Origin of the sequence: Pelomonas sp. SE-A7 (assembly GCF_030345705.1) — a bacterium.
GTDB lineage: Bacteria > Pseudomonadota > Gammaproteobacteria > Burkholderiales > Burkholderiaceae_C > JAUASW01.
In genome coordinates this window covers 2,631,415-2,652,538 of record NZ_JAUASW010000001.1, presented here as the reverse complement: position 1 = coordinate 2,652,538, position 21,124 = coordinate 2,631,415, and the positions used below count along the sequence as shown (strand labels likewise).

General features: G+C 63.9%; 28 protein-coding genes and 2 tRNA genes. 24 read left to right on the top strand and 6 right to left on the bottom strand.

What is annotated here, in order from left to right:
* Positions 1-117 precede the first annotated feature (117 nt).
* The 21 genes from rplN to QT382_RS11910 all read left to right on the top strand — a co-directional run bounded on the left by rplN (position 118) and on the right by QT382_RS11910 (position 11,533).
* Positions 118-486, top strand: a complete 369-nt coding sequence (rplN, locus tag QT382_RS12010) for a 50S ribosomal protein L14 (protein ID WP_183103998.1) — start codon at positions 118-120, stop codon at positions 484-486.
* 26 nt (positions 487-512) lie between these two features.
* On the top strand, positions 513-830 hold the full coding sequence (rplX, locus tag QT382_RS12005) for a 50S ribosomal protein L24 (protein ID WP_289254267.1): 318 nt from the start codon (positions 513-515) through the stop codon (positions 828-830).
* Between the two features lie 10 nt (positions 831-840).
* On the top strand, positions 841-1,380 hold the full coding sequence (rplE, locus tag QT382_RS12000; RefSeq protein WP_289254266.1) for a 50S ribosomal protein L5: 540 nt from the start codon (positions 841-843) through the stop codon (positions 1,378-1,380).
* 8 nt (positions 1,381-1,388) lie between these two features.
* Entirely contained in the window at positions 1,389-1,694 is a 306-nt protein-coding gene (gene rpsN, locus QT382_RS11995) for a 30S ribosomal protein S14 (RefSeq protein ID WP_282824708.1), read from the top strand.
* A 23-nt stretch (positions 1,695-1,717) separates the two neighbouring features.
* Positions 1,718-2,113 carry a 30S ribosomal protein S8 gene (rpsH, locus tag QT382_RS11990; protein ID WP_289254265.1) on the top strand — a complete coding sequence of 132 codons (396 nt, stop codon included), beginning with the start codon at positions 1,718-1,720 and terminating at the stop codon, positions 2,111-2,113.
* An 18-nt stretch (positions 2,114-2,131) separates the two neighbouring features.
* Complete coding sequence (gene rplF, locus QT382_RS11985; RefSeq protein ID WP_289254264.1) at positions 2,132-2,665, top strand: 50S ribosomal protein L6; 534 nt, start codon at positions 2,132-2,134, stop codon at positions 2,663-2,665.
* 11 nt (positions 2,666-2,676) lie between these two features.
* Complete coding sequence (gene rplR / locus QT382_RS11980) at positions 2,677-3,039, top strand: 50S ribosomal protein L18 (protein ID WP_289254263.1); 363 nt, start codon at positions 2,677-2,679, stop codon at positions 3,037-3,039.
* Positions 3,040-3,057: 18 nt separating this feature from the next.
* Positions 3,058-3,576: a 30S ribosomal protein S5 gene (rpsE, locus tag QT382_RS11975; protein ID WP_289254262.1), complete on the top strand. Its 519-nt coding sequence runs from the start codon at positions 3,058-3,060 to the stop codon at positions 3,574-3,576.
* Positions 3,577-3,598: 22 nt separating this feature from the next.
* On the top strand, positions 3,599-3,781 hold the full coding sequence (gene rpmD, locus QT382_RS11970; RefSeq protein ID WP_289254261.1) for a 50S ribosomal protein L30: 183 nt from the start codon (positions 3,599-3,601) through the stop codon (positions 3,779-3,781).
* Positions 3,782-3,810: 29 nt separating this feature from the next.
* Positions 3,811-4,242, top strand: coding sequence for a 50S ribosomal protein L15 (gene rplO, locus QT382_RS11965; protein ID WP_289254260.1), 432 nt, complete (start codon positions 3,811-3,813; stop codon positions 4,240-4,242).
* A gap of 20 nt (positions 4,243-4,262) precedes the next feature.
* Positions 4,263-5,576 (top strand): preprotein translocase subunit SecY, encoded by a 1,314-nt coding sequence (gene secY, locus QT382_RS11960; RefSeq protein ID WP_289254259.1) that lies wholly within the window; start codon positions 4,263-4,265, stop codon positions 5,574-5,576.
* A gap of 57 nt (positions 5,577-5,633) precedes the next feature.
* Positions 5,634-5,852 carry a translation initiation factor IF-1 gene (infA, locus tag QT382_RS11955; protein ID WP_009855680.1) on the top strand — a complete coding sequence of 73 codons (219 nt, stop codon included), beginning with the start codon at positions 5,634-5,636 and terminating at the stop codon, positions 5,850-5,852.
* 57 nt (positions 5,853-5,909) lie between these two features.
* Positions 5,910-6,023 (top strand): 50S ribosomal protein L36, encoded by a 114-nt coding sequence (gene rpmJ, locus QT382_RS11950; protein ID WP_056194202.1) that lies wholly within the window; start codon positions 5,910-5,912, stop codon positions 6,021-6,023.
* Positions 6,024-6,057: 34 nt separating this feature from the next.
* Positions 6,058-6,423: a 30S ribosomal protein S13 gene (gene rpsM, locus QT382_RS11945; RefSeq protein WP_289254258.1), complete on the top strand. Its 366-nt coding sequence runs from the start codon at positions 6,058-6,060 to the stop codon at positions 6,421-6,423.
* Positions 6,424-6,452: 29 nt separating this feature from the next.
* Entirely contained in the window at positions 6,453-6,857 is a 405-nt protein-coding gene (rpsK, locus tag QT382_RS11940) for a 30S ribosomal protein S11 (RefSeq protein ID WP_056194196.1), read from the top strand.
* 193 nt (positions 6,858-7,050) lie between these two features.
* Entirely contained in the window at positions 7,051-7,674 is a 624-nt protein-coding gene (rpsD, locus tag QT382_RS11935; RefSeq protein ID WP_289254257.1) for a 30S ribosomal protein S4, read from the top strand.
* Between the two features lie 123 nt (positions 7,675-7,797).
* A complete protein-coding gene (locus tag QT382_RS11930; protein ID WP_289254256.1) occupies positions 7,798-8,787 on the top strand; it encodes a DNA-directed RNA polymerase subunit alpha in 990 nt (329 codons plus the stop codon).
* 92 nt (positions 8,788-8,879) lie between these two features.
* A complete protein-coding gene (gene rplQ / locus QT382_RS11925; RefSeq protein ID WP_289254255.1) occupies positions 8,880-9,269 on the top strand; it encodes a 50S ribosomal protein L17 in 390 nt (129 codons plus the stop codon).
* A gap of 194 nt (positions 9,270-9,463) precedes the next feature.
* Positions 9,464-11,272 (top strand): protein-disulfide reductase DsbD, encoded by a 1,809-nt coding sequence (gene dsbD / locus QT382_RS11920; RefSeq protein ID WP_289254254.1) that lies wholly within the window; start codon positions 9,464-9,466, stop codon positions 11,270-11,272.
* A gap of 27 nt (positions 11,273-11,299) precedes the next feature.
* Positions 11,300-11,376: transfer RNA gene (locus QT382_RS11915), tRNA-Met, on the top strand.
* A gap of 80 nt (positions 11,377-11,456) precedes the next feature.
* Positions 11,457-11,533 (top strand) — tRNA-Met (locus tag QT382_RS11910).
* A 146-nt stretch (positions 11,534-11,679) separates the two neighbouring features.
* On the opposite strand, the gene QT382_RS11905 is transcribed toward QT382_RS11910, so the two are convergent.
* On the bottom strand, positions 11,680-12,588 hold the full coding sequence (locus tag QT382_RS11905; protein ID WP_289254253.1) for a LysR family transcriptional regulator: 909 nt from the start codon (positions 12,586-12,588) through the stop codon (positions 11,680-11,682).
* A gap of 131 nt (positions 12,589-12,719) precedes the next feature.
* On the opposite strand from QT382_RS11905, the gene QT382_RS11900 reads away from it, so the two are divergent.
* Positions 12,720-13,478, top strand: a complete 759-nt coding sequence (locus QT382_RS11900; RefSeq protein WP_289254252.1) for an SDR family NAD(P)-dependent oxidoreductase — start codon at positions 12,720-12,722, stop codon at positions 13,476-13,478.
* 9 nt (positions 13,479-13,487) lie between these two features.
* On the opposite strand, the gene QT382_RS11895 is transcribed toward QT382_RS11900, so the two are convergent.
* The 3 genes from QT382_RS11895 to QT382_RS11885 form a co-directional block, all read right to left on the bottom strand.
* Entirely contained in the window at positions 13,488-15,896 is a 2,409-nt protein-coding gene (locus QT382_RS11895) for an amylo-alpha-1,6-glucosidase (protein ID WP_289254251.1), read from the bottom strand.
* On the bottom strand, positions 15,893-17,941 hold the full coding sequence (locus QT382_RS11890) for a glycoside hydrolase family 97 protein (protein ID WP_289254250.1): 2,049 nt from the start codon (positions 17,939-17,941) through the stop codon (positions 15,893-15,895). Before QT382_RS11890 ends, QT382_RS11895 begins: the two co-directional genes overlap by 4 nt.
* Positions 17,942-18,058: 117 nt before the next feature.
* Positions 18,059-18,490: an Lrp/AsnC family transcriptional regulator gene (locus tag QT382_RS11885; protein ID WP_289254249.1), complete on the bottom strand. Its 432-nt coding sequence runs from the start codon at positions 18,488-18,490 to the stop codon at positions 18,059-18,061.
* Between the two features lie 139 nt (positions 18,491-18,629).
* On the opposite strand from QT382_RS11885, the gene ocd reads away from it, so the two are divergent.
* On the top strand, positions 18,630-19,676 hold the full coding sequence (gene ocd, locus QT382_RS11880; RefSeq protein WP_289254248.1) for an ornithine cyclodeaminase: 1,047 nt from the start codon (positions 18,630-18,632) through the stop codon (positions 19,674-19,676).
* A 68-nt stretch (positions 19,677-19,744) separates the two neighbouring features.
* Here the strand turns inward: ocd and QT382_RS11875 are convergent, their stop codons facing one another.
* Positions 19,745-19,996: a hypothetical protein gene (locus QT382_RS11875; protein ID WP_289254247.1), complete on the bottom strand. Its 252-nt coding sequence runs from the start codon at positions 19,994-19,996 to the stop codon at positions 19,745-19,747.
* 218 nt (positions 19,997-20,214) lie between these two features.
* Here QT382_RS11875 and QT382_RS11870 point away from each other — a divergent pair, with 218 nt between their 5' ends.
* A complete protein-coding gene (locus QT382_RS11870) occupies positions 20,215-20,778 on the top strand; it encodes a thymidine kinase (protein WP_289254246.1) in 564 nt (187 codons plus the stop codon).
* A gap of 46 nt (positions 20,779-20,824) precedes the next feature.
* Here the strand turns inward: QT382_RS11870 and QT382_RS11865 are convergent, their stop codons facing one another.
* On the bottom strand, positions 20,825-21,061 hold the full coding sequence (locus QT382_RS11865; RefSeq protein WP_289254245.1) for a hypothetical protein: 237 nt from the start codon (positions 21,059-21,061) through the stop codon (positions 20,825-20,827).
* Between the last annotated feature and the right edge of the window lie 63 nt (positions 21,062-21,124).

The window sequence follows — 21,124 nt, the reverse complement described above, 5'->3', positions numbered from 1 at the left end:
TCGGATCCGCCCTTAACCGCCGGGCGTACCTTCAAGCTGAGGGTGCAATCGGTTCACGGGCCCAAGACTGACCGCTGCGGCTGCTCACGGCCAATGCGGGAGAAGTTGGGGATAGACATGATTCAAATGCAATCGCGACTCGATGTCGCGGACAACACTGGCGCCAAGTCCGTTCAGTGCATCAAGGTGCTTGGCGGCTCCAAGCGCCGTTATGCCGGCATTGGCGACATCATCAAGGTCAGCATCAAAGAAGCTGCTCCGCGTGGCCGCGTCAAGAAGGGCGAGGTCTACAGTGCTGTGGTCGTGCGTACCGCCAAGGGCGTGCGCCGCCAGGACGGCTCGCTGGTCAAGTTCGACGGCAATGCTGCTGTCCTGCTGAATGCCAAGCTGGAGCCGATCGGCACCCGCATCTTCGGCCCGGTGACGCGTGAACTGCGTACCGAGCGCTTCATGAAGATCGTGTCGCTGGCGCCTGAGGTCCTCTAAGGCCTCGTCAAGTCAAAGGTATTGCCATGAACAAGATTCGTAAAGGCGACGAGGTCATCGTGCTGACCGGCCGCGACAAGGGCAAGCGCGGCGTCGTGTCGTCGCGCGTTGATGCCGATCACGTCGTCGTTGACGGCGTCAATGTCGTCAAGAAGCACGTCAAGCCCAATCCGATGAAGGGCACCACCGGTGGCGTGGTCGACAAGACGATGCCTATCCATCAATCCAACGTGGCGATTTTCAACGCCGCTGCCGGCAAGGCCGATCGCGTGGGCATCAAGCTGCTCGCCGATGGCAAGAAGGTGCGCGTCTACAAGTCGACCGGCGAAGAGATCAAGGCTTAAGAGGTCCGACATGGCTCGTTTGCAAGCGATTTACCGCGAAAAAGTTGTGCCAGGCCTCGTTGAGAAGTTTGGCTACAAGTCGGTCATGGAAGTGCCGCGCATCACCAAGATCACGCTCAACATGGGTGTGAGCGAGGCGGTGGCGGACAAGAAGGTCATGGACCACGCCGTCGGCGATCTGACCAAGATTGCCGGCCAGAAGCCCGTGATCACGAAGTCGAAGAAGGCAATCGCCGGCTTCAAGATCCGTGAAAACGTGCCCATCGGCTGCATGGTCACCCTGCGTGGCGTCCAGATGTATGAATTCCTGGACCGCTTCGTGACCATCGCCCTGCCGCGCGTGCGCGACTTCCGTGGTATCTCCGGCCGCTCGTTCGACGGTCGTGGCAACTACAACATCGGCGTCAAAGAACAGATCATCTTCCCCGAAATCGAGTACGACAAGGTGGATGCTCTGCGTGGTCTGAACATCAGCATCACGACGACCGCCAAGACGGACGACGAAGCCAAGGCTCTGCTGGCTGCGTTCAAGTTTCCGTTCAAGAACTGAGGTGCCCTATGGCAAAACTCTCTATCAAGCAACGTGAACTGAAGCGCGAACAGCTGGTCGCTAAGTACGCCAAGAAGTACGCGGAACTGAAGGCCATCATCAACGACTTCAAGAAGTCGGAAGAAGAGCGCTATGCCGCCCGCCTGGAGTTGCAGAAGCTGCCCCGCAACGCCTACCCGACTCGCCTGCGCAATCGCTGCGAGTTGACCGGTCGTCCGCGCGGCACGTTCCGCAAGTTCGGCCTGGCCCGTAACAAGATTCGTGAACTGGCCTTCAAGGGCGACATCCCCGGTGTCGTCAAGGCCAGCTGGTAATCGGCAGGTTTAGGAGATTTCGTATGAGCATGAGTGATCCTATCGCCGATATGCTGACCCGCATTCGCAACGCCCAGAGCGTTGAGAAGAGCAGCGTCGTGATGCCTTCGTCGAAGCTGAAGGTCGCGATCGCCAAGGTCCTGAAGGACGAGGGCTATATCGACGGTTTCGATGTGCGCGGCGATGCTGCCCGTCCCGAACTGGAGATTGCGCTGAAGTATTACGCCGGTCGTCCGGTGATTGAGCGTATCGAGCGCGTGAGCCGTCCTGGCCTGCGCATCTACAAGGGCCGCCACGACATTCCTCAGGTCATGAATGGCCTGGGCGTGGCGATTGTCACCACCCCGCAAGGTGTGATGACCGACCGCAAGGCACGTCAAGCCGGTATCGGCGGCGAAGTGCTCTGCTACGTCGCCTAAGCGCAAGGAGAGACGACAATGTCCCGCGTTGGAAAAATGCCGGTGGCCGTCCCGCAAGGTGTGGACGTGACCATCAACGCTGACCAGATCAGCGTCAAGGGCACCCTGGGCACGCTGACCCGTCCGGTCAATGCCCTGGTGACTGTCAAGAACGAAGGCGGCAAGCTGAGCTTCACGCCTGTCAATGAATCCAAGGAAGCCGATGCCATGAGTGGCACGATGCGCGCTCTGGTGGCCAACATGGTCACCGGCGTGAGCAAGGGCTTCGAGCGCAAGCTGAACCTGGTCGGTGTGGGTTTCCGTGCCCAGGCCCAAGGTCAGAAGCTCAACCTGCAAATCGGGTTCTCTCACCCTGTGGTGAAGGATATGCCGGCGGGCATCAAGGTTGAGTGCGCCACGCAGACCGAAATCCTGATCAAGGGTGCGGACCGCCAAGTGGTGGGCCAGATCGCCGCAGAAGTGCGCGCCTTCCGTCCGCCGGAGCCTTACAAGGGCAAGGGCATCCGCTATTCCGACGAGAAGGTCTCTCTCAAAGAGACCAAGAAGAAGTAAGGAGCAGCGACATGATGACCAAGAAAGAACAGCGCATCCGTCGTTCGCGCCAAACCCGCGTCCGTATTGCCATTCAGCGCGTTGCACGCCTGACGGTGTTCCGCTCGAACCTGCATATCTACGCCAGCGTCATTTCCGACGACGGCGCCCGTGTGCTGGCCAGTGCGTCGACCGCCGAGAAGGAAGTCCGCGAAGCTCTGGGTACCGACAAGGGTGGCAACGTTGCAGCTGCAGCCCTGATCGGCAAGCGCATCGCCGAAAAGGCCAAGGCCGCTGGCATCGAAAAGGTTGCCTTCGACCGCGCAGGTTTCGCCTATCACGGCCGCATCAAGGCCCTGGCCGATGCAGCCCGCGAAGCCGGCCTGCAGTTCTGACGCACAAAGGATTTAGAAATGGCAAAGTTTCAACCCCGCGCGCAGACCGAAGGCAATGACGACGGCCTGAAGGAAAAGATGATCGCGGTCAACCGCGTCACCAAGGTGGTCAAGGGCGGCCGTACGCTGTCCTTCGCAGCACTGACGGTGGTCGGCGACGGCGACGGCCGCATCGGCATGGGCAAGGGCAAGGCGAAGGAAGTTCCGGTCGCCGTGCAGAAGGCCATGGAATCGGCCCGCCGCAACATGGTCAAGGTCAACCTGCGCAACGGCACCATCCACCACAACGTGACCGGTCAGCACGGCGCTGCCCGCGTCATGATGATCCCGGCTGCAACCGGTACTGGCGTGATCGCCGGCGGCCCGATGCGCGCTGTGTTCGAAGTGATGGGCGTGACCGACATCGTGACCAAGAGCCACGGTTCGACGAACCCCTACAACATGGTCCGCGCCACGCTGGACGCGCTGAAGCGCTCCACCACGGCGTCGGAAGTTGCCGCCAAGCGCGGCAAGTCGGTCGAAGAAATCCTCGGCTGATTCGCCCATTGGAGTGACAAACATGTCTGACAAGAAAACCGTGACGGTCAAGCTGGTCCGCAGCCCGATCGGCTGCCGTGCCTCGCACCGTGCCACTGTGGCCGGTCTGGGCCTGCGCAAGCTGAACAGCCAGCGCACCCTGGAAGACACGCCCGCCGTGCGCGGCATGATCAACAAGATCGCCTACCTGGTCCAGGTGCTGTAAGCGCCGGCCGGGAAATCGAGGACTTCAAGATGCAACTCAATACCATCAAGCCCGCCGCTGGTGCCAAGCACGCCAAGCGTCGCGTGGGCCGTGGCATTGGCTCGGGTCTGGGCAAGACCGCTGGCCGTGGCCACAAGGGTCAAAAGTCGCGTGCCGGTGGCTATCACAAGGTCGGCTTCGAAGGCGGCCAGATGCCCCTGCAACGTCGCCTGCCCAAGCGTGGCTTCAAGTCGCTGGCTCGCCCGTTCAATGCCGAGGTCACGCTGAGCGACCTGCAAGGCCTGGTCGGCGAGGAGATCGACCTGCTGACGCTGAAGGCCGTCGGCCTGGTGCCCGAACTGACCAAGCAGGTCAAGGTCATCAAGTCGGGTGAAATCAGCCGCAAGGTCACGCTCAAGGGCGTGGCTGCCACGGCTGGCGCCAAGGCAGCGATCGAGGCCGCTGGCGGCACCGTCGCCTAAATCGACAGGACCAAGGCACAGTGGCTACCACCACCGCTAACCAACTGGCCAAGAGCGGCAAGTTCGGCGACCTGCGTCGCCGGCTTGTGTTCCTGCTGCTGGCGCTGGTCGTCTACCGCATCGGGGCGCATATCCCCGTGCCCGGTATCGACCCGGCCCAGCTGCAGCAGTTCTTCAAGGGTCAGGAAGGTGGCATCCTGAGCCTGTTCAATATGTTCTCGGGCGGTGCGCTGTCGCGCTTCACCGTCTTCGCGCTGGGCATCACGCCCTACATCTCGGCCTCCATCGTCATCCAGCTGATGTCGTACGTGGTGCCGAGCCTGGAAGCGCTGAAGAAGGAAGGCGAAGCAGGGCGTCGCAAGATCACGCAGTACACGCGCTATGCCACGCTGGGTCTGGCCATCTTCCAATCGCTGAGCATTGCGCTGGCGCTTGAGAGCTCGGCCGGCCTGGTGATCAGCCCGGGCTTTGGATTCCGCCTGACCGCGGTGTCCAGCCTGGTGGCCGGCACGATGTTTCTGATGTGGCTGGGCGAGCAGATCACCGAACGTGGCCTGGGCAACGGGATCTCGATTCTGATCTTCAGCGGTATCGCTGCGGGTCTGCCGGGCGCCATCGGCGGCCTGCTGGAGCTGGTTCGCACCGGTGCGATGGGCCCTGTGTCCTTCCTGATCGTGGCTGCCATCATCGTCGTCGTGACCTACCTGGTCGTGTTCGTCGAGCGGGGCCAGCGCAAGATCCTGGTGAACTACGCCAAGCGTCAGGTCGGCAACAAGGTCTACGGTGGCCAGAGCTCGCATCTGCCGCTGAAGCTCAACATGTCGGGCGTGATCCCGCCGATCTTCGCCTCGTCGATCATCCTGCTGCCGACCACGGTGGTCAGCTGGTTCGCCACCGGTGACAGCCTGCGCTGGCTGAAGGACATCGCCGACATGCTGCGTCCGGGCCAGCCGATCTACGTGCTGCTCTACGCTGCTGCGATCGTCTTCTTCTGCTTCTTCTACACGGCCCTGGTGTTCAACAGCCGTGAGACCGCAGACAACCTGAAGAAGAGCGGCGCGTTCATCCCTGGCATCCGCCCGGGTGAGCAGACGGCGAAGCATATTGACAAGATCCTGTCTCGCCTGACCATGGCCGGCGCCATCTACATCACCGGCGTGTGCTTGCTGCCGGAGTTCCTGAACCTGAAGTACAACGTACCGTTCTACTTCGGCGGGACCTCGCTGTTGATCATCGTGGTCGTCACGATGGACTTCTGGGCGCAAGTGCAGTCCTACGTGATGAGTCAGCAGTATGAATCGCTGCTGAAGAAGGCAAATTTCAAGGCCAGCTGAAAGGCTGGACGAACCAGGTAGTAAATTAAAGAACCCATCAACACACGCATACGAGGCATGGCGAAAGACGACGTCATTCAAATGCAGGGTGAGATTCTCGAGAACCTCCCCAATGCCACGTTTCGTGTGAAGTTGGAAAACGGGCATGTCGTTCTCGGACACATCTCCGGAAAGATGCGGATGCACTACATCCGCATCCTCCCCGGCGACAAGGTGACCGTGGAACTGACACCGTACGATTTGAGTCGTGCTCGCATCGTGTTCCGGGCGAAGTGAGCGATTGAGTACCCCGGACTCGCGTTGAGCGATTAAGAGTAGGTCAAGGAGCAGACCATGAAAGTTTCGGCATCTGTTAAGCAAATGTGCCGCAATTGCAAGATCATCCGCCGCAAGGGCGTGGTGCGTGTGATCTGTACCGATCCGCGCCACAAGCAGCGCCAGGGCTGATTGCAGCACGACTAGAGCGAATTAGAGGACGCACATGGCACGTATTGCTGGTATCAACATTCCGCCGCAAAAGCACACCGAGATCGGTCTGACCTCGATCTACGGCATTGGCCGTACGACCGCGCAGAAGATCTGCACCGCTTGCGGCATTCCGTTCGACAAGAAGGTCAAGGACCTGACTGACACTGATCTGGAAAAGATCCGTGAAGAAGTCGGCCGCATGACCATCGAAGGCGATCTGCGCCGTGAGATGTCGATCAACATCAAGCGACTGATGGATCTGGGCTGCTACCGCGGCTTCCGTCATCGCCGTGGTCTGCCGATGCGCGGTCAGCGTACCCGCACGAATGCCCGTACCCGCAAGGGTCCGCGCAAGTCGGCCGCCACCGGCAAGAAGTGACGCTCGGCAAGCATTGAAAGAAGGTCATCATGGCAAAAGCACCCAATAACTCGGCTGCCCAGCGCGTTCGCAAGAAGGTTCGCAAGAACGTTGCCGACGGTATCGCTCACGTTCACGCCTCGTTCAACAACACCATCATCACCATCACCGACCGTCAAGGCGGCGCCCTGTCCTGGGCTTCGTCGGGTGGTCAGGGCTTCAAGGGCTCGCGCAAGTCGACCCCGTTCGCAGCCCAGGTGGCGGCCGAGGTGGCTGGCCGTGCCGCTCAAGAGCAGGGCATCAAGAACCTGGACGTGAAGATCAAGGGCCCCGGTCCCGGCCGCGAGTCGTCGGTTCGCGCCCTGGCTGCCCTGGGCATCCGGATCAACTCGATCTCGGACGTGACCCCGGTGCCGCACAACGGCTGCCGCCCGCAAAAGCGTCGTCGCATCTAATTCGCATTTGGTGCGATAATCGCGGTTTTCCACCGCCGGCGGGCACGCAAGTGCCGCGCCGGCTGTTTTGCTGAAGTGCCTGGGCCTTGCATGGCCGGCTCCTCAGAGACCACCGTCCGAGCCCACTAAAACACCGGCCGGACTCGCGCATCGGCTAACGACCTTTGCGTCAGCTTGAACAAGGACACTCAAAGTGGCACGTTACCTCGGCCCCAAGGCCAAACTTTCCCGCCGCGAAGGCACCGACCTGTTCCTGAAGAGCGCCCGCCGCTCGATCAGCGACAAGGCCAAGTTCGACAGCAAGCCTGGCCAGCACGGCCGCACCTCGGGCCAGCGCACCTCCGACTTCGGTCTGCAGCTGCGCGAGAAGCAGAAGGTCAAGCGCATGTATGGCGTGCTGGAGCGTCAGTTCCGCCGCTACTTCGCCGAAGCCGAGCGCCGCAAGGGCTCCACCGGCGTCAACCTGCTGACCCTGCTGGAATCGCGTCTGGACAACGTCGTCTACCGCATGGGCTTCGGCTCGACCCGCGCTGAGGCTCGTCAGCTGGTTTCGCACAAGGGCATCACCGTCAACGGTGAAGTCGTGAACATCGCTTCTTACCTGGTCAAGGCCGGCGACACCGTCGCCGTGCGCGAAAAGGCCAAGAAGCAGTTGCGCGTGACCGAGTCGTTCAAGCTGGCTGAGTCCATCGGCCTGCCGGCCTGGGTTCAGGTCGACGGCGGCAAGCTGGAAGGTGTCTTCAAGAAGACGCCCGACCGCGACGAATTCGGCGCCGAGATAAACGAGTCGCTGATCGTTGAGTTGTACTCGCGTTAAGTCTCTCGTTCTGGCCGGCGGCATCCTGGAGGGTGCGGCCGGCTTTTCCTCGTCCGGGCTCAGCCCGGTTGGTCCATCAGCCTTATCGGTGTAACGAACCGAGGGTATTGAAAGAAAGACCTCATGCAAACCAATCTGCTCAAACCCAAATCCATCAATGTGGAGCCCCTGGGCGGTCACCGCGCCAAGGTCACTCTGGAGCCGTTCGAACGCGGCTATGGCCACACCCTGGGCAACGCCCTGCGCCGTGTGCTGCTGTCCTCGATGGTGGGTTATGCGCCGACGGAAGTGACGATCGCCGGCGTGCTGCACGAGTACTCGGCCATCGATGGCGTGCAGGAAGACGTGGTTCACATCATGCTGAACCTCAAGGGCGTGGTTTTCCGCCTGCACAACCGTGAAGAAGTGACCCTCGTCCTGCGCAAGGAAGGCGACGGCCCCGTGACGGCCGCCGACATCCAAACGCCGCACGACGTCGAGATCATCAACCCGGACCACGTCATCGCCCATCTGTCGCAAGGCGGCAAGCTGGACATGCAGATCAAGGTCGAGAAGGGCCGCGGCTATGTGCCCGGCACGATGCGCCGTTATGGCGACGAGCCGACCAAGAGCATCGGCCGCATCGTTTTGGACGCTTCGTTCTCGCCGGTCAAGCGCGTCAGCTACGCCGTTGAAAACGCCCGCGTCGAGCAGCGTACCGACCTCGACAAGCTGGTCATGGAGATCGAAACCAACGGCGCCATTTCGCCCGAGGAAGCGATCCGTGCTTCGGCCAAGATCCTGGTTGAGCAGCTCGCCGTTTTCGCGCAGCTGCAAGGCACCGACCTGGTCGATGCCTTCGATCAGCCGGCCCAGCGCACCAGCAGCTTCGATCCGATCCTGCTGCGCCCGGTCGACGAGCTCGAGCTGACCGTGCGTTCGGCCAACTGCCTGAAGGCCGAGAACATCTATTACATCGGCGACCTGATCCAGCGTACCGAGACCGAGCTGTTGAAGACCCCGAACCTGGGTCGCAAGTCGCTCAACGAGATCAAGGAAGTGCTGGCTTCGCGCGGCTTGACTCTGGGCGCTCGCCTGGAAAACTGGCCGCCGCAAGGTCTGGACAAGCGTTAATTTTTGAAGGAAGGGTGGCCTAGAGCCACCCGGTGCACCCGGGCAGTACCTGATACGGCTGCTGGGATTAATCTAGGAAAGGAAATAGCACCATGCGTCACCGTAACGGCCTCCGTAAGCTCAACCGCACCAGCGAACACCGCAAGGCAATGCTGCGCAATATGTGCGTCTCGCTGCTGCAGCACGAAGCCATCAAGACCACGGTCCCCAAGGCCAAGGAACTGCGCCGCGTTGTCGAGCCCCTGATCACCCTGGCCAAGGAACCCACCCTGGCCAACCGCCGTCTGGCTTTTGACCGCCTGCGCGACCGCGACATCGTCAGCAAGCTGTTCAACGAACTGGGCCCGCGCTTCAAGACCCGTCCGGGCGGCTACACCCGTATCCTGAAGATGGGTTTCCGTGTGGGCGACAACGCTCCCATGGCCTTCGTCGAACTGGTGGACCGTCCCGAGGGCGAGACCGCCGGCGAAGCCGTCGAGTAAGTCGGCAGCAGGGCCTTGAGTTGATCGCTTCGTGCGTTCAACGCAGGGCTCCTGAAGCAAGAAGGCCAGCCTAGTGCTGGCCTTTTCTTTTTAGGATCGCCCGCCGCGGGCGTCCGGCGTCGAATGGCGCTAAGCTGCGCGCCTTCTTGTCCCGATATATCCGTGCTTCGCGCGGCCAGACCTTGATCCCCACCATGCTTCGTTTGTCGCTGCAACGACTCGTATTGCTGTCGCTCCTGATCCTGCTGTCCTTGGGCTCCTTCCAGGTCAGAGCCGATGACGACTTTCTGGAGCCCGAGCAGGCCTTCAAGCTCACCGTGAGGGCCGTTGATGCGAACACTGTTGAGGTGCGTTACCAAATTGCGCCGGGCTACTACATGTACCGGGAGCAATTTCGAGTCGAGGCGCATGGGGCTACGCTGGGCAAACTCGTCATGCCTGCAGGCAAGACCAAGTTCGACGAGACTTTCCAGAAGACGGTCGAGATCTACCGTGCTCAGCTCGAGGTGCAAGTTCCCGTGAGTGCGGCGCCAGGGCCGTTCAAGCTGACGGTGACTGGTCAGGGTTGTGCCGACAAGGGGCTCTGCTATCCGCCGCAGGTGACGAGCGTTGACGTGACCTTGCCAGCGGCCGAAGCGGCCAAGGGCAAATCGTCGCCCGCATCCGAATCCGTTCCAGCTGCAACTTCGACTGAGTCCGGCCGCCTGGACGCTGCGCTGCAGTCTGGACGCTTCTGGACCGTCGTGGGCGTGTTCTTCGTGGCTGGGCTGCTGCTATCCCTGACACCTTGCGTGCTGCCAATGTTGCCCATTCTTTCGTCCATCATCGTTGGCGAAGGCGCGGCCAGGGCGTCACGGGGTCGAAGCTTCCTGCTCGCGCTGAGCTATTCGCTTGGCATGGCCCTCGTCTATACAGGCCTTGGGGTCGCGGCCGGCTTGGCTGGTGAAGGTCTGGCGGCGGCGTTGCAACAGCCATGGGTGCTGGCCCTGTTTGCAACGACTCTGGTGGGTTTCTCTCTCTCGATGTTTGGCGTCTACGAGTTGCAGTTGCCTCATTCGATGACCGGCGGGCTTTCGAGCGCATCGCAAAAGCTGCCGGCCGGCCATTTTGCTGGCGTCTTTGTTATGGGTGGAGTTTCAGCTCTGATCGTCAGCCCTTGCGTGGCCGCTCCGCTCGCAGGGGCCCTTGTCTATTTGAGCCAGAGCCGTGACGTCTTGATTGGCGGTGCCGCGCTCTTTGCTTTGGCTTGCGGCATGAGCGTGCCGCTGCTACTGCTCGGCGCATCGGCCGGCGCTCTGCTGCCGCGCGCTGGTGCCTGGATGGATGGCGTCAAGCATTTCTTCGGCATGCTGCTGCTCGGCGTTGCGCTCTGGACCGTGCAGCCAGTGCTGCCGGCGCCGCTGGCGCAAGCGCTGTGGGGGGCGCTGTTGATTGCTTCGGCCGCGATGCTGGGGCTCTTCGAACACGGGCATGCGGCAGGCCGCCCCAGGACCTGGTTGCGCAAGACGGTGGCTGTCGTAGCACTGGTCTACGGCTTGCTCCAATTGCTTGGTGCAGCGGCCGGCGGTACCGATCCGCTGAAGCCTTTGGCGGGCCTGTCGGTGGCTCGCGCCGAGTCTGCTACCAGCGGTCCAAGCGGCCAGGGCGGCCTGAGTTTCCAGCCCGTGCGCAGTGTGGCCGAGCTGGATGCCGCCATTGCAAGTGCCGCGCGCCCAGTCATGCTGGACTTCTATGCCGACTGGTGCGTGTCGTGCAAGGAGATGGAGCGCTACACCTTTAGCGACGCACAAGTCCGTCAGCGCCTTGCCGGGGCCTTGCTGCTCAAGGCAGATGTCACGGCCAACAGTCCAGCCGACAAGGAACTGCTTAAGCGCTTCAAGCTCTTCGGCCCTCCCGGAACCGTCTTCTTCGATGCCATGGGTCGCGAGATCCGTGAGGCTCGCCTGATCGGCTATCAGGACGCCCAGCGCTTTCAATCGACGCTCGCGCTCGCCGGCCTCTGAGAATTGCGCTATACTGCTAGCTTCAGTCGCGGGGTGGAGCAGTCTGGTAGCTCGTTGGGCTCATAACCCAAAGGTCGTAGGTTCAAATCCTGCCCCCGCAACCAGCAATTTCGGGCCTAGGCCCATCGCTGAAGCCGCTCATCCCAGGAGCGGCTTCTTCGTTAGAGAACGAAGACAGATCAGTCGCGGGGTGGAGCAGTCTGGTAGCTCGTTGGGCTCATAACCCAAAGGTCGTAGGTTCAAATCCTGCCCCCGCAACCAAGTCGCCAACGCCAACCCAATGGGTTGGCGTTTTGCATTTCGGAGCGTGCAAGGTGTCTGTCGCTCCAGCTGTACCGCCCCCGGGCTCCGTTGCGCAACCTGTCGCGTCTGAACGGAGTCTGGCGCGCAAGCTGTGTTGATTGAGGCTAGGTCTCCGCCAGATACGGCCGCATCACCTCAGCCAGCCAGTTCATGAAGACCTGCACCCGCTTGGGCTGATGGCGGCGGTGTGGATAGAGCAGGGTGACGGGCATGGGCGCTGCTTGCCATAGAGGCAGCAGTTCGACCAGCTGGCCAGTGTCGATCAGCGAGCGCATGGCGGGTGCCGGCGTCTGGATGATGCCCAGACCTGCCAGGCAGGCGGCCAGGTAGGACTCGGAGTTGTTGACCGTCAGCATGCCGGCCATGGGTTGGAACCGGACCTGCTGCGCCTCATCGACGTATTCGAATCCAGCGGCCCGCTGTCCCAAGGTGGCTTGGTAGTGAACCAGCCGATGCTGCACGAGGTCTTGCAGAGACTCCGGCCGGCCATGGCTCGCAAGATAGGCCGGGCTGGCCACATTCAGCATCCGGTATTGGCCCAGCGGCCGGGCCACCAGGCTTGATTCGCCGAGCGGGCCGACTCGCAGCACGCAGTCGAAGCCCTCACGGACCGGGTCTACGCGGCGGTCGGTGCTGCTCAGGTCCAGTTCCAGCTGCGGATGCGCTTGCAGGAACGCGGGCAAGGCCGGTAGCACCACATTCCGTGCGACACCCATTGGCATGTCAACCCGCAATCGTCCGCCAAGCGGGGCACCGTCGCCATGGAATAGCTGCTGCAGCTCCTCGTAGTCGGCCAGCAGGTCCTGGCAGCGCTGCAGAGCTTGCTGGCCGTCCTGGGTCAGCTGAACGCGCCGTGTCGTGCGGTGCAAGAGCCGGGTGCCCAGCTCTGCTTCCAGCGAACGTACCGCCGCCGAGACCGCGGCCTTGGGCAGGCCGAGCTGATCGGCCGCCTGGGTGAAGCTGCTGAGCTCGGCCACCCGGACAAAGGCCTGCATGGCGGCAATCGGCTGCATGGATGCTCCTATTGGTCTGATTTCCTGATCAGTCTAAGCAATCAATCGCCATTTATCTCTTCATTGGCGATTAATAGACTGAATCCATCGCAGCCCATCCCGGGCCGCGCCACCAAGGAAACGGAATCCTCATGGACCCCAAGATCGCCCTCATCACCGGTGCCAGCCGCGGCCTGGGCCGCAACACCGCCCTGCAACTTGCCGCCCAGGGCGTTGACCTGGTGCTCACCTACCGCAGCCAGCGCGAAGAGGCGCAAAGCCTGCTGGCCGAGGTCCAGGCACTGGGCCGCAGGGCCGTCATCCTGCCGCTGGACATCGCCAAGACCGACAGCATCCCGGCCTTCGTTGTCGAACTGCGCCAGCAGCTGCGCGAGGTCTGGGACGCCGAGCAGTTCGACTTCCTGGTCAACAACGCCGGCATCGGTATCCACCAGGCTTTTGCCGAGACCACTCCCGAGCAGTTCGACGAGCTGATGCGCATCCACCTGAAGGGGCCCTACTTCCTGACCCAGGCCTTGCTGCCGCTGATCAGCGATGGCGGCCGCATCGTCAATCTGTCGACCGGCCTGACCCGCTTCGCGCTGCCGGGCTATTCGGCCTATGCGGCAATGAAGGGCGGCATCGAGGTGCTGACCCGCTATCTCGCCAAGGAACTCGGTCCGCGGGGCATTGCGGTCAACGCCGTGGCGCCGGGTGCCATCGAGACCGACTTCGGCGGTGGCCTGGTTCGCGATGTGGCGGATGTGAACCGCTTTGTCGCCAGCCAGACGGCGCTCGGCCGCGTCGGCGTGCCGGACGACATCGGTCCGGTGATCGCCTCGCTGCTGGCGCCGGCCGGCCGCTGGATCAATGCCCAGCGCATCGAGGCTTCGGGCGGCATGTTTGTCTGAAGTCGCGCTTCAGCGGAAGTCGCCGCGCAGGATCAGCGCCTTGAGCTGATCCTTGCCGGCCGTCATCGGAAATGACTGACCTGCAGCCGGTGGCGTCACAAACCGCAACCCTTGCAGCAGGGCCTGCTGGCTGGCCTGGACCGGCTGCTGCTTCAGCGGCTTGCCGTCCAGGCTGGCTTTGGTTCCAGCCATTCGTAGCACGACCGGCCGCTCCGGCGGAAGCTGGAAGCTCAGGCGCTGCCGGCCACCACGGGCATCGAGAACATCGAAGGCCAGCTTCTGCACCTGGCCAGTGCCTAGCGACCTGAGGGTCCAGCGCCAGCCATGGCGCTCGCGCTGACCCTGCACCTGCAGCGAGGCCCCGCGGCCAAACGGCAGCACGGCATCAAAGCGTCGCCAGGCTTGCGGCAGGGCGGGCGAAAAACGCAATTCGCCGCGCAGCAGGTCGGGCCGGAAGCCCAGGAAGTCCTGGAAGCCATTGCGCTCGAACTCCGCCACGCTCCAGGACTGGGCGAAGGTGCCCGAGGGCCCCGGCCGGCCATCGGCGCCGGGCAGGGCGTCGAGCAGCTCGCTCATCGTGCCCAGGGTGCCATCGACGTTGCGGCCCAGCACCTGCTCGGCAAGGTTGCGGCTCAGCTGCCAGGCCAGGTCTTGCTGGCCGAACTTGTTCAGGGCCGTGATCGCGAAGCCGGCGTTCCAGCCCCAGATCGTGCCGTTGTGGTAAGCCGCGTCCTTGTGGTGGTAGGTGTCGTTGACGTGGTGGGGATGGAAGTAGTCGCTCGTCGGGTCCAGCGAGGCGATGCCGTACGGAAACAGCAGGCCGTTGACCGAACTGCGCAGCATGCGGGCCTCGACGTCCAGCGGCACGATGGGTTGCAGAGGATCGAGCGGCACCGAGACCAGCATCAGCTGATTGGGCCTCAGCTTCAGGTCGCGGCTTCCGTCGGCGCGCAGCCGGTCTGCCATTGCGCGGCCATCCCAGAACAAGCGCAGCAGGCTTTGCCGAGCACGGGCAGCATGAGAGCGCCAGGCCTTGGCCAGTTCGAGGGACTTGCCCTGCCATTCGGCCAGCTCGGCGGCGGCTTCCAGCGCCGTGATCCAGAGCGCTTGGATTTCGACAGCCCGCGGGCCGCGGGCCGACCAGGGCTCACGGCCTTCGATGCGCGCATCCATCCAGGTGTCGGCGTCGTCATGGACCAGCAGGCCGTCGGCGTCGACCGAATGCTTGAGCGCGCCGTCAATGTAGGGCTTGGCCAGTTTCAGCAACTGCTCGGCAAAGCCGGTGTCGCCGCTGTAGCGCACGTACTCCAGGCCTTCGCGCAGCATCCAGGGCGTGCCGTCCACCGTGTTGTAGATCTTCTCTTCACCCCGCACCCGGTTGGGAATGCGACCGTAGTGGCTGGCGCGCTGGCCGGCCACCGGGTCCTTGGCATCGCCGTCCTTGGGCGGCTCCAGGTTCTGGTAGCGGGCGAAGTTGTCCAGCACCTCACGGGCCGACTCGAAATGGCCGCTGACCAGCAGGGTGCCAGGCAGGGCGATGAAGGTGTCGCGCCCCCAGTTCTCGCGGAACCAGGGCAGGCCGGCCCAGAGGCCGCGGCCGTATTCATCGACCAGAAAGCCCAGGGCCGAGGCCTTGGCCCACAGCAGGGCCTGGTCGTAGCTGGCGTCACCGGTGGACAGCCAGCTGCGGGTCAGGCGCTCGTGCAGGCTGGCCAGGCTTTGGGCGATCACCTGGTCCGAGCCGGACATGGCACGAGCCTGGGCCAGGGCCGATGCTTCGTCGGCCGCGATGGCCAGATGCAGCGTGAATCGGCGCGACTTCTCCTTGGCCTGCAGCAGCGGCATGCCGGCCGCGAGGGCACTGCCATCGGCGGCAATCTCGAACGGCTGATCAGCGCTGAGCGCCGCGACCAGCGGGCTGTCCGTCCACTGGATCAGCAAGACCTGACCTTCCCAGCGCAGCGTGGCCGGCTGGCTCTTCCAGAGCGGCTGGATGGCGAGCCGGGCGGCCTTGTCGCTGCCGACCTGCATGGACAGGCGCCGGCTGCCGGCGTGCATCACCAGTTGCTCTTGATCAGGCCCCAGGCGCAGTTCACGGCCATAGGGCAGCACCCGCTCCTGCGCGCGTGGCGAGGCGCGGTCCAGCAGGCGGCCATCGACATAGCTGGCCTGGTCTTTGAACAGGATTTGCTGGCCTATCCAGTAGCCCTCGCCGAGGCCATGGCCGCCGGTGCGGGCGTCGAGGTAGCCGTCGACGTTGTCGCCGACGACGAAGTGGCGTGGCTTGTCGGGGCTGACCTTCAGCGCCATGCCGGTGAACAGGGCCTCGACGCCTGGCCTGGGATCCTTGGCATTCGCCGATCCACCGACAACAAGGCAGGCCACCAACGTGGCCGCGCGCAACAAGCCTTTGTTCATCGCGCCCCCGCCAGCTTCTCGAAGCGGATGGCCTGGCCGCCGCCGGGCGCGAGTCTCAACACCAGCCGGCTGGCCGAGCCGACTTCGCGCCGCTCGACCACCAGGTCCTCACGCGCTGTCGTGTAGTTGGCCCTGGGACCGTCGCGGTAGATGTGGGCGCGGTAACGGGCGCCGGGCTCAAGGAAGTCCAGCTTCAGCTCGAGGCTTCGCGGGTGCTCGTCGGTGATGGCGCCCAGGTACCAGTCCTCGCCGCCGCGCTGCTTGCGGGCGATGGTCACGTAGTCGCCGACCTCGCCGTTGAGCACCCTGGTCTCGCTCCAGTCCACCGGCACCTGCTTGATGAACTCGAACGGCAGCGGATGCTTCTCGTAGTTGTCCAGCAGGTCGGCGGCCATCTGGATAGGGCTGTAGATCACCACGTAGAGGGCCAGCTGCTTGGCCCAGGTGGTGACGACGCCGGCGGGCTGCTGCGTCTTCATGGCCAGGATGCCGGGCGTGAAGTCCATGGGCGCGGACAGCAGCCGCGTGAACACCAGGTTGACCTCGTGCTCGGGCGGATTGCCCGGGCTGCCCCAGGCGTTGTACTCCTGGCCGCGCGCGCCTTCACGCGAGATCCAGTTCGGATAGGTGCGGCGCAGGCCGGTGTCCTTGACCGGCTCATGCGGATTGATCGCGATCCGGCGCTTGGCCGCCTCCTGCACCACCTTGAGGTGGTGGCGGACCATGTCCTGGCCCTCGTGCCAGCCGTAGCGCTCGACGCCATCGCTGCCCAGGACCTTGGCCTGGGCGGCATCGGCGACATAGCCGGTCTTGATGCTGCCTACGCCCAGCCTGGCGTAGAGGTCCAGGGCCGGGCCGAGCTGGCGCTCGTAGTTGGCGGCATTGGCGCCGGTCTCGTGGTGGCCGATCAACTGCACGCCCTTGGAACTGGCGTAGGCCGTGATCCGCTCCAGGTCGAAGTCGGCATAAGGCTCGGTGAAACTGAACTTGTGGCTGTCGGCGACCCAGTTGCCGTCCCAGCCCTTGTTCCAGCCCTCGATCAGCACGCCGCCGAAGCCGTGCCGTGCGGCGAAGTCGATGTGGCGAAGCGCATTGGCCGTGGTCGCGCCATGCGTGGGTCCGCTGCTCCAGGTGGAGAGGTTCTGGTGCATCTCCCACCAGATGCCGACGTACTTCATGGGCTTGAACCAGGAGACGTCGCCCAGGGCGTTGGGCTCGTTCAGGTTCAGCATCAGGCGCGACTCGGCGAGCCTGGCGGCGCTGTCGGCGATCTGGATCATCCGCCAGGGCGTGGCAAAGGGGGCGGTCCGGACCACCTTGGGTTGGCCGCCACTGCCCGGCGTCAGCTGGGCCTTGAGTCGGCGGTCCTCGACCCGCACGAGGTTCATGCCGGCGTAGTCCACCAGGGCGGCCTCGTGCAGGGCCAGGTGCACGCCATCGGCCATGCGCAAGGTCATCGGCGTCTGGGCCAGGCCGACCTGCTCGATGGGCGTGCGCTTGTAGAGGTATTCCTCGCGGTCCCATTCGAAGGCCGTGTTCCACCAGGCCGTGCCAGGGCTGGCGATGTTGAACTCGGTCAGCTCCTCGCCGATCTGCACCTGTTTCAGGTTCGGCTGCTCGGGGAACAGGTAGCGCAGGGCGACGCCGTCGTCATAGGCCCTGAGCCTGAGGCCGAGCCGGCGCTGCAGGCCTTCCTGCTCGCGCAGGACCAGGTCGAGCTCCTTGTAACGGTTGCGGATGAACTGCTGCTCGCCCCAGGGCTGCTCCCAGCGCTCGTCGTGTTCGGTGGCGGCGGTCCTGGACTCCAGCGCGAAGCCTCGGTCGAGCTTGGGCGCGTCGGCCAGCAGAAAGCCCAGCGACGAGGGGGCGATCAGAGGCTTGCCGAGGCGGCTGACGCTGTAGCTGGCGCGGCCATCGCGGTCGAGGCTGACGGCGATGCTCAGGCGGCCGTCGGGCGACTTGAGCTCGACCGCCGGCGCGGCCAGCGCTGCAGTGCCGACCAGGGCGAGCACCAGGACAAGGGAAGACTTCAAACGGGACAGCATGCTCGACGAACTCCTGGCCGGGCGGGCCGGCCGATCGCGGCATTGTTGAGCAGGCCTGCCGGCCCAGGATGCGGTCAAACCCCGCTCGGCAGCGTCAAGCGGGTTACCAAAGAGCGCTCAGAGCTTGTGGGTCGACAGCAGCAAACTGGTCTCGGTCTGGGCGATGCCTTCGATCAGGCGGATGCTGGACAGCACGCGGTCGAAGTCTTCCAGCGTGTCGGCGCGCAGCTCGGCCACCAGATCCCAGCGGCCGTTGGTGGTGTGCAGGGCAAACACGTTGGGATGGCCCCGCAAGGCCCGCAGCACCTCGCTGGCCTGGTTGCCCTCGACCGCCACCGTGGTCAGGGCTCGGATCCGTTGACCCTCGGCCTGGGGCTTGAGCCGCACCGTGTAACCCACGATCACGCCGTCCCGCTCCAGCCGGGCCATGCGGTTCTGCACCGTACCCCGGGCGACCTTGAGCTTCTTGGCCAGGGCCGACACCGGCAGTCTGGCGTTGTCGCGCAGCAGGGCGATCAGCTCGCGGTCCACATCATCGAGTCCGGACATATTGCTAGCTCAAGGTGTCAATGTGGCTAGTTTAGCTATTGGATCTGACAGGTTTCTGGCTATTTGTTGGCCGCGCGAGTTCCCAGAATGGAGGCCGAGGTGCACGCGGCGGCGAGGCGCCCTTTCCAGGAGATCCGCCATGACCCGTTTCATCGATGTGCCCGCCCTGTCCCGTCTGGTCCAGGAAGTCGGCGTCCCCCAATTCATGGCCGAGCTGGCCGACACCCTGCGCAGCGACTTTGCCCGCTGGGGCGAGTTCGACAAGGCCCCGCGCGTGGCCAGCCATTCGGACGTCGGCGTGATCGAGCTGATGCCGGTCGCGGACAGCGCCCGCTACGCCTTCAAGTACGTCAATGGCCACCCCAAGAATACGGCCCGCGGCATGTTCACCGTGATGGCCTTCGGTGTGCTGGCTGACGTGGCCACCGGCTATCCCGAACTGCTTTGCGAACTGACCCTGACCACGGCCCTGCGCACCGCCGCCACCTCGGCGATGGCAGCCAAGGCGCTGGCCCGGCCGGATTCGCGGGTGATGGCCCTGATAGGCAATGGCGCCCAAAGCGAATTCCAGGCCCTGGCCTTCCACAGCCAGCTGGGCATTGAGGAAATCCGCTTGTTCGATGTGGACCCGCGGGCCACGGACAAGCTGATCCGCAATCTCTCCGGCTATCCGGGCCTGCGCCTGGTCCGCTGCGCCTCGACCGCCGAGGCGGTGCGCGGCGCCGACATCGTCACCACCGTTACGGCCGACAAGACCCGTGCCACCATCATCACGCCCGACATGATCGAGCCGGGCATGCACATCAATGGCGTCGGCGGCGACTGTCCGGGCAAGACCGAGCTGCATGCCGACGTGCTGCGCGCCGGCAAGATCTTTGTGGAGTTCGAGCCCCAGACCCGCATCGAGGGCGACATCCAGCAGCTGCCGGCTGATCATCCGGTGACCGAGCTGTGGCAGGTGCTGACCGGTCAAGCGCCGGGCCGCAGTTCGACCAGCGAGATCACGGTGTTCGATTCGGTGGGTTTTGCGCTGGAAGACTTCTCGGCGCTGAGCTATGTGCACCGGCTGGCGCTGGCGCGCCAGGTGGGCGAGGACGTGGCCCTGGTGCCGCCGGCGGAGGATGATCCCAAGGACTTGTTCAGGCTGACCCGCGGAGGGCGGGCCCAGCTCCGTCGCGTGGCCTGAGCGGCCGCGACTGGATAGTTGTCAGGCGGACCAGCAGGCCGCGGAGCGATCCGCGGCCTTTTTCTTTCTTATGCCTCGGCTTCCGCCAGGGCCTGTTGCGGCTGCTGCTGCTCTTCGCTCTTGGGCTTGACGCAGCTGGGTTTGCAGACCACCTCGGTGCGGCCCAGGATGCGTTTGGATTGCAACGCGCTGGGCGGGCGGTGCTTGCCGCATTTGAAGCAGGAGCGGGTATGGCCGCTGCCCAGGAAGGGCGAGCCGCCCACCTTGGATTCGTAGCGCAGGCCGTCGTTGCTGACGGCGGTGTAGGTGTCTTTGCTCATTGTTGTACTCGGCTACCAAGGATCCGCACCTTGTGGGTGGCGGGCCAGATGCAATCGAAATCCCTCGTTGTTGAGCGATGTTAGGCGGCAGATCATGACAAGCGTCTGCTCGCTTGCCCGATGTAGAGGGTTTGTCCGGGGGCGCCCCGCGCGAGCCTCGCCCAGGTCTGGCGGCGGCCGGGCGGCACAATCGCGGCTCCCTTCCTGCCCCTGTTCCGATGGCCAAGCTGTTTTTCCGTTACGCGGCGATGAACGCCGGCAAGTCGACCGCCCTGCTGCAGGTCGCGCACAACTACGAGGAGCGCGGCCATCAGGTCCGCCTGTACACGTCCTCGGTGGACGATCGCTATGGGCGCGGCTACATCACGTCCCGCCTGGGGCCCAAGCGAGATGCCGAGGTCTTTGACGCCGGCACTGATTTCCTGGCCCTGGATCTCAAAGGCCAGGCCGTGGCCTGCCTGCTGATCGACGAGGCCCAGTTCCTCAGCAAGGCCCAGGTCTGGGCGCTGCACGAGATTGCCCACAACCACCATGTGCCGGTGATCTGCTACGGGCTGAGGACGGATTTCCAGGGCGAGCTGTTCCCCGGATCGGCCGTGCTGCTGGCGCTGGCCGACGAGATGGACGAGATGAAGACGATCTGCGACTGTGGCCGCAAGGCCACGATGAACATGCGCGTCGACGCCTCCAACCGCAAGGTCACGGAGGGCGCGCAGGTCGAGATCGGGGGCAATGCCCGCTACCGATCGGTCTGCGGGCGCTGCTTCAGGCAAGAAGCCTGAGCAGAAAAGCATCGCGGCCCGGGAGGGCCGCGATGGGAAGGAAGGCTTACTTGGCCGTCAGTTGCGCCTCAAGCTCTTTGCAGGAGGGCGCGCAGACTGGCTGCGATTTGCCGAGTAGCTTCTTGGACTTGAGCATGGCGCGCGGGCGATGCTTGCCGCACAAGAAGCACGACATGGTTGCCGCTCCGAACGACGAGGTCGCTGCGAACGGCGAGCCCGGTGCTTTTGAGCGATAGCGCAGACCATCCGCTTCGATGGTCGTCTTGGTACTTTCCTTGGCCACGCTGGTCCTGGTCTAGTGTTGCTGGGGGAGGGCGCATTGCGCCAGGGCGCTATTTTCCACCAT

Bases quoted from the DNA above. Each gene is read 5' to 3' on its own strand.
- rplQ (WP_289254255.1), top strand. From the start codon at position 8,880: ATGCGTCACCGTAACGGCCTCCGTAAGCTCAACCGCACCAGCGAACAC.
- rplE (WP_289254266.1), top strand. From the start codon at position 841: ATGGCTCGTTTGCAAGCGATTTACCGCGAAAAAGTTGTGCCAGGCCTC.
- QT382_RS11885 (WP_289254249.1), bottom strand. From the start codon at position 18,490: ATGTCCGGACTCGATGATGTGGACCGCGAGCTGATCGCCCTGCTGCGC.
- dsbD (WP_289254254.1), top strand. From the start codon at position 9,464: ATGCTTCGTTTGTCGCTGCAACGACTCGTATTGCTGTCGCTCCTGATC.
- rplO (WP_289254260.1), top strand. From the start codon at position 3,811: ATGCAACTCAATACCATCAAGCCCGCCGCTGGTGCCAAGCACGCCAAG.
- rpsK (WP_056194196.1), top strand. From the start codon at position 6,453: ATGGCAAAAGCACCCAATAACTCGGCTGCCCAGCGCGTTCGCAAGAAG.
- rplF (WP_289254264.1), top strand. From the start codon at position 2,132: ATGTCCCGCGTTGGAAAAATGCCGGTGGCCGTCCCGCAAGGTGTGGAC.
- rplN (WP_183103998.1), top strand. From the start codon at position 118: ATGATTCAAATGCAATCGCGACTCGATGTCGCGGACAACACTGGCGCC.
- rplR (WP_289254263.1), top strand. From the start codon at position 2,677: ATGATGACCAAGAAAGAACAGCGCATCCGTCGTTCGCGCCAAACCCGC.
- QT382_RS11930 (WP_289254256.1), top strand. From the start codon at position 7,798: ATGCAAACCAATCTGCTCAAACCCAAATCCATCAATGTGGAGCCCCTG.
- QT382_RS11900 (WP_289254252.1), top strand. From the start codon at position 12,720: ATGGACCCCAAGATCGCCCTCATCACCGGTGCCAGCCGCGGCCTGGGC.
- QT382_RS11905 (WP_289254253.1), bottom strand. From the start codon at position 12,588: ATGCAGCCGATTGCCGCCATGCAGGCCTTTGTCCGGGTGGCCGAGCTC.
- rpsM (WP_289254258.1), top strand. From the start codon at position 6,058: ATGGCACGTATTGCTGGTATCAACATTCCGCCGCAAAAGCACACCGAG.
- infA (WP_009855680.1), top strand. From the start codon at position 5,634: ATGGCGAAAGACGACGTCATTCAAATGCAGGGTGAGATTCTCGAGAAC.
- rpmD (WP_289254261.1), top strand. From the start codon at position 3,599: ATGTCTGACAAGAAAACCGTGACGGTCAAGCTGGTCCGCAGCCCGATC.
- ocd (WP_289254248.1), top strand. From the start codon at position 18,630: ATGACCCGTTTCATCGATGTGCCCGCCCTGTCCCGTCTGGTCCAGGAA.
- rplX (WP_289254267.1), top strand. From the start codon at position 513: ATGAACAAGATTCGTAAAGGCGACGAGGTCATCGTGCTGACCGGCCGC.
- QT382_RS11875 (WP_289254247.1), bottom strand. From the start codon at position 19,996: ATGAGCAAAGACACCTACACCGCCGTCAGCAACGACGGCCTGCGCTAC.
- rpmJ (WP_056194202.1), top strand. From the start codon at position 5,910: ATGAAAGTTTCGGCATCTGTTAAGCAAATGTGCCGCAATTGCAAGATC.
- QT382_RS11870 (WP_289254246.1), top strand. From the start codon at position 20,215: ATGGCCAAGCTGTTTTTCCGTTACGCGGCGATGAACGCCGGCAAGTCG.
- rpsE (WP_289254262.1), top strand. From the start codon at position 3,058: ATGGCAAAGTTTCAACCCCGCGCGCAGACCGAAGGCAATGACGACGGC.
- rpsH (WP_289254265.1), top strand. From the start codon at position 1,718: ATGAGCATGAGTGATCCTATCGCCGATATGCTGACCCGCATTCGCAAC.
- QT382_RS11890 (WP_289254250.1), bottom strand. From the start codon at position 17,941: ATGCTGTCCCGTTTGAAGTCTTCCCTTGTCCTGGTGCTCGCCCTGGTC.
- rpsN (WP_282824708.1), top strand. From the start codon at position 1,389: ATGGCAAAACTCTCTATCAAGCAACGTGAACTGAAGCGCGAACAGCTG.
- QT382_RS11895 (WP_289254251.1), bottom strand. From the start codon at position 15,896: ATGAACAAAGGCTTGTTGCGCGCGGCCACGTTGGTGGCCTGCCTTGTT.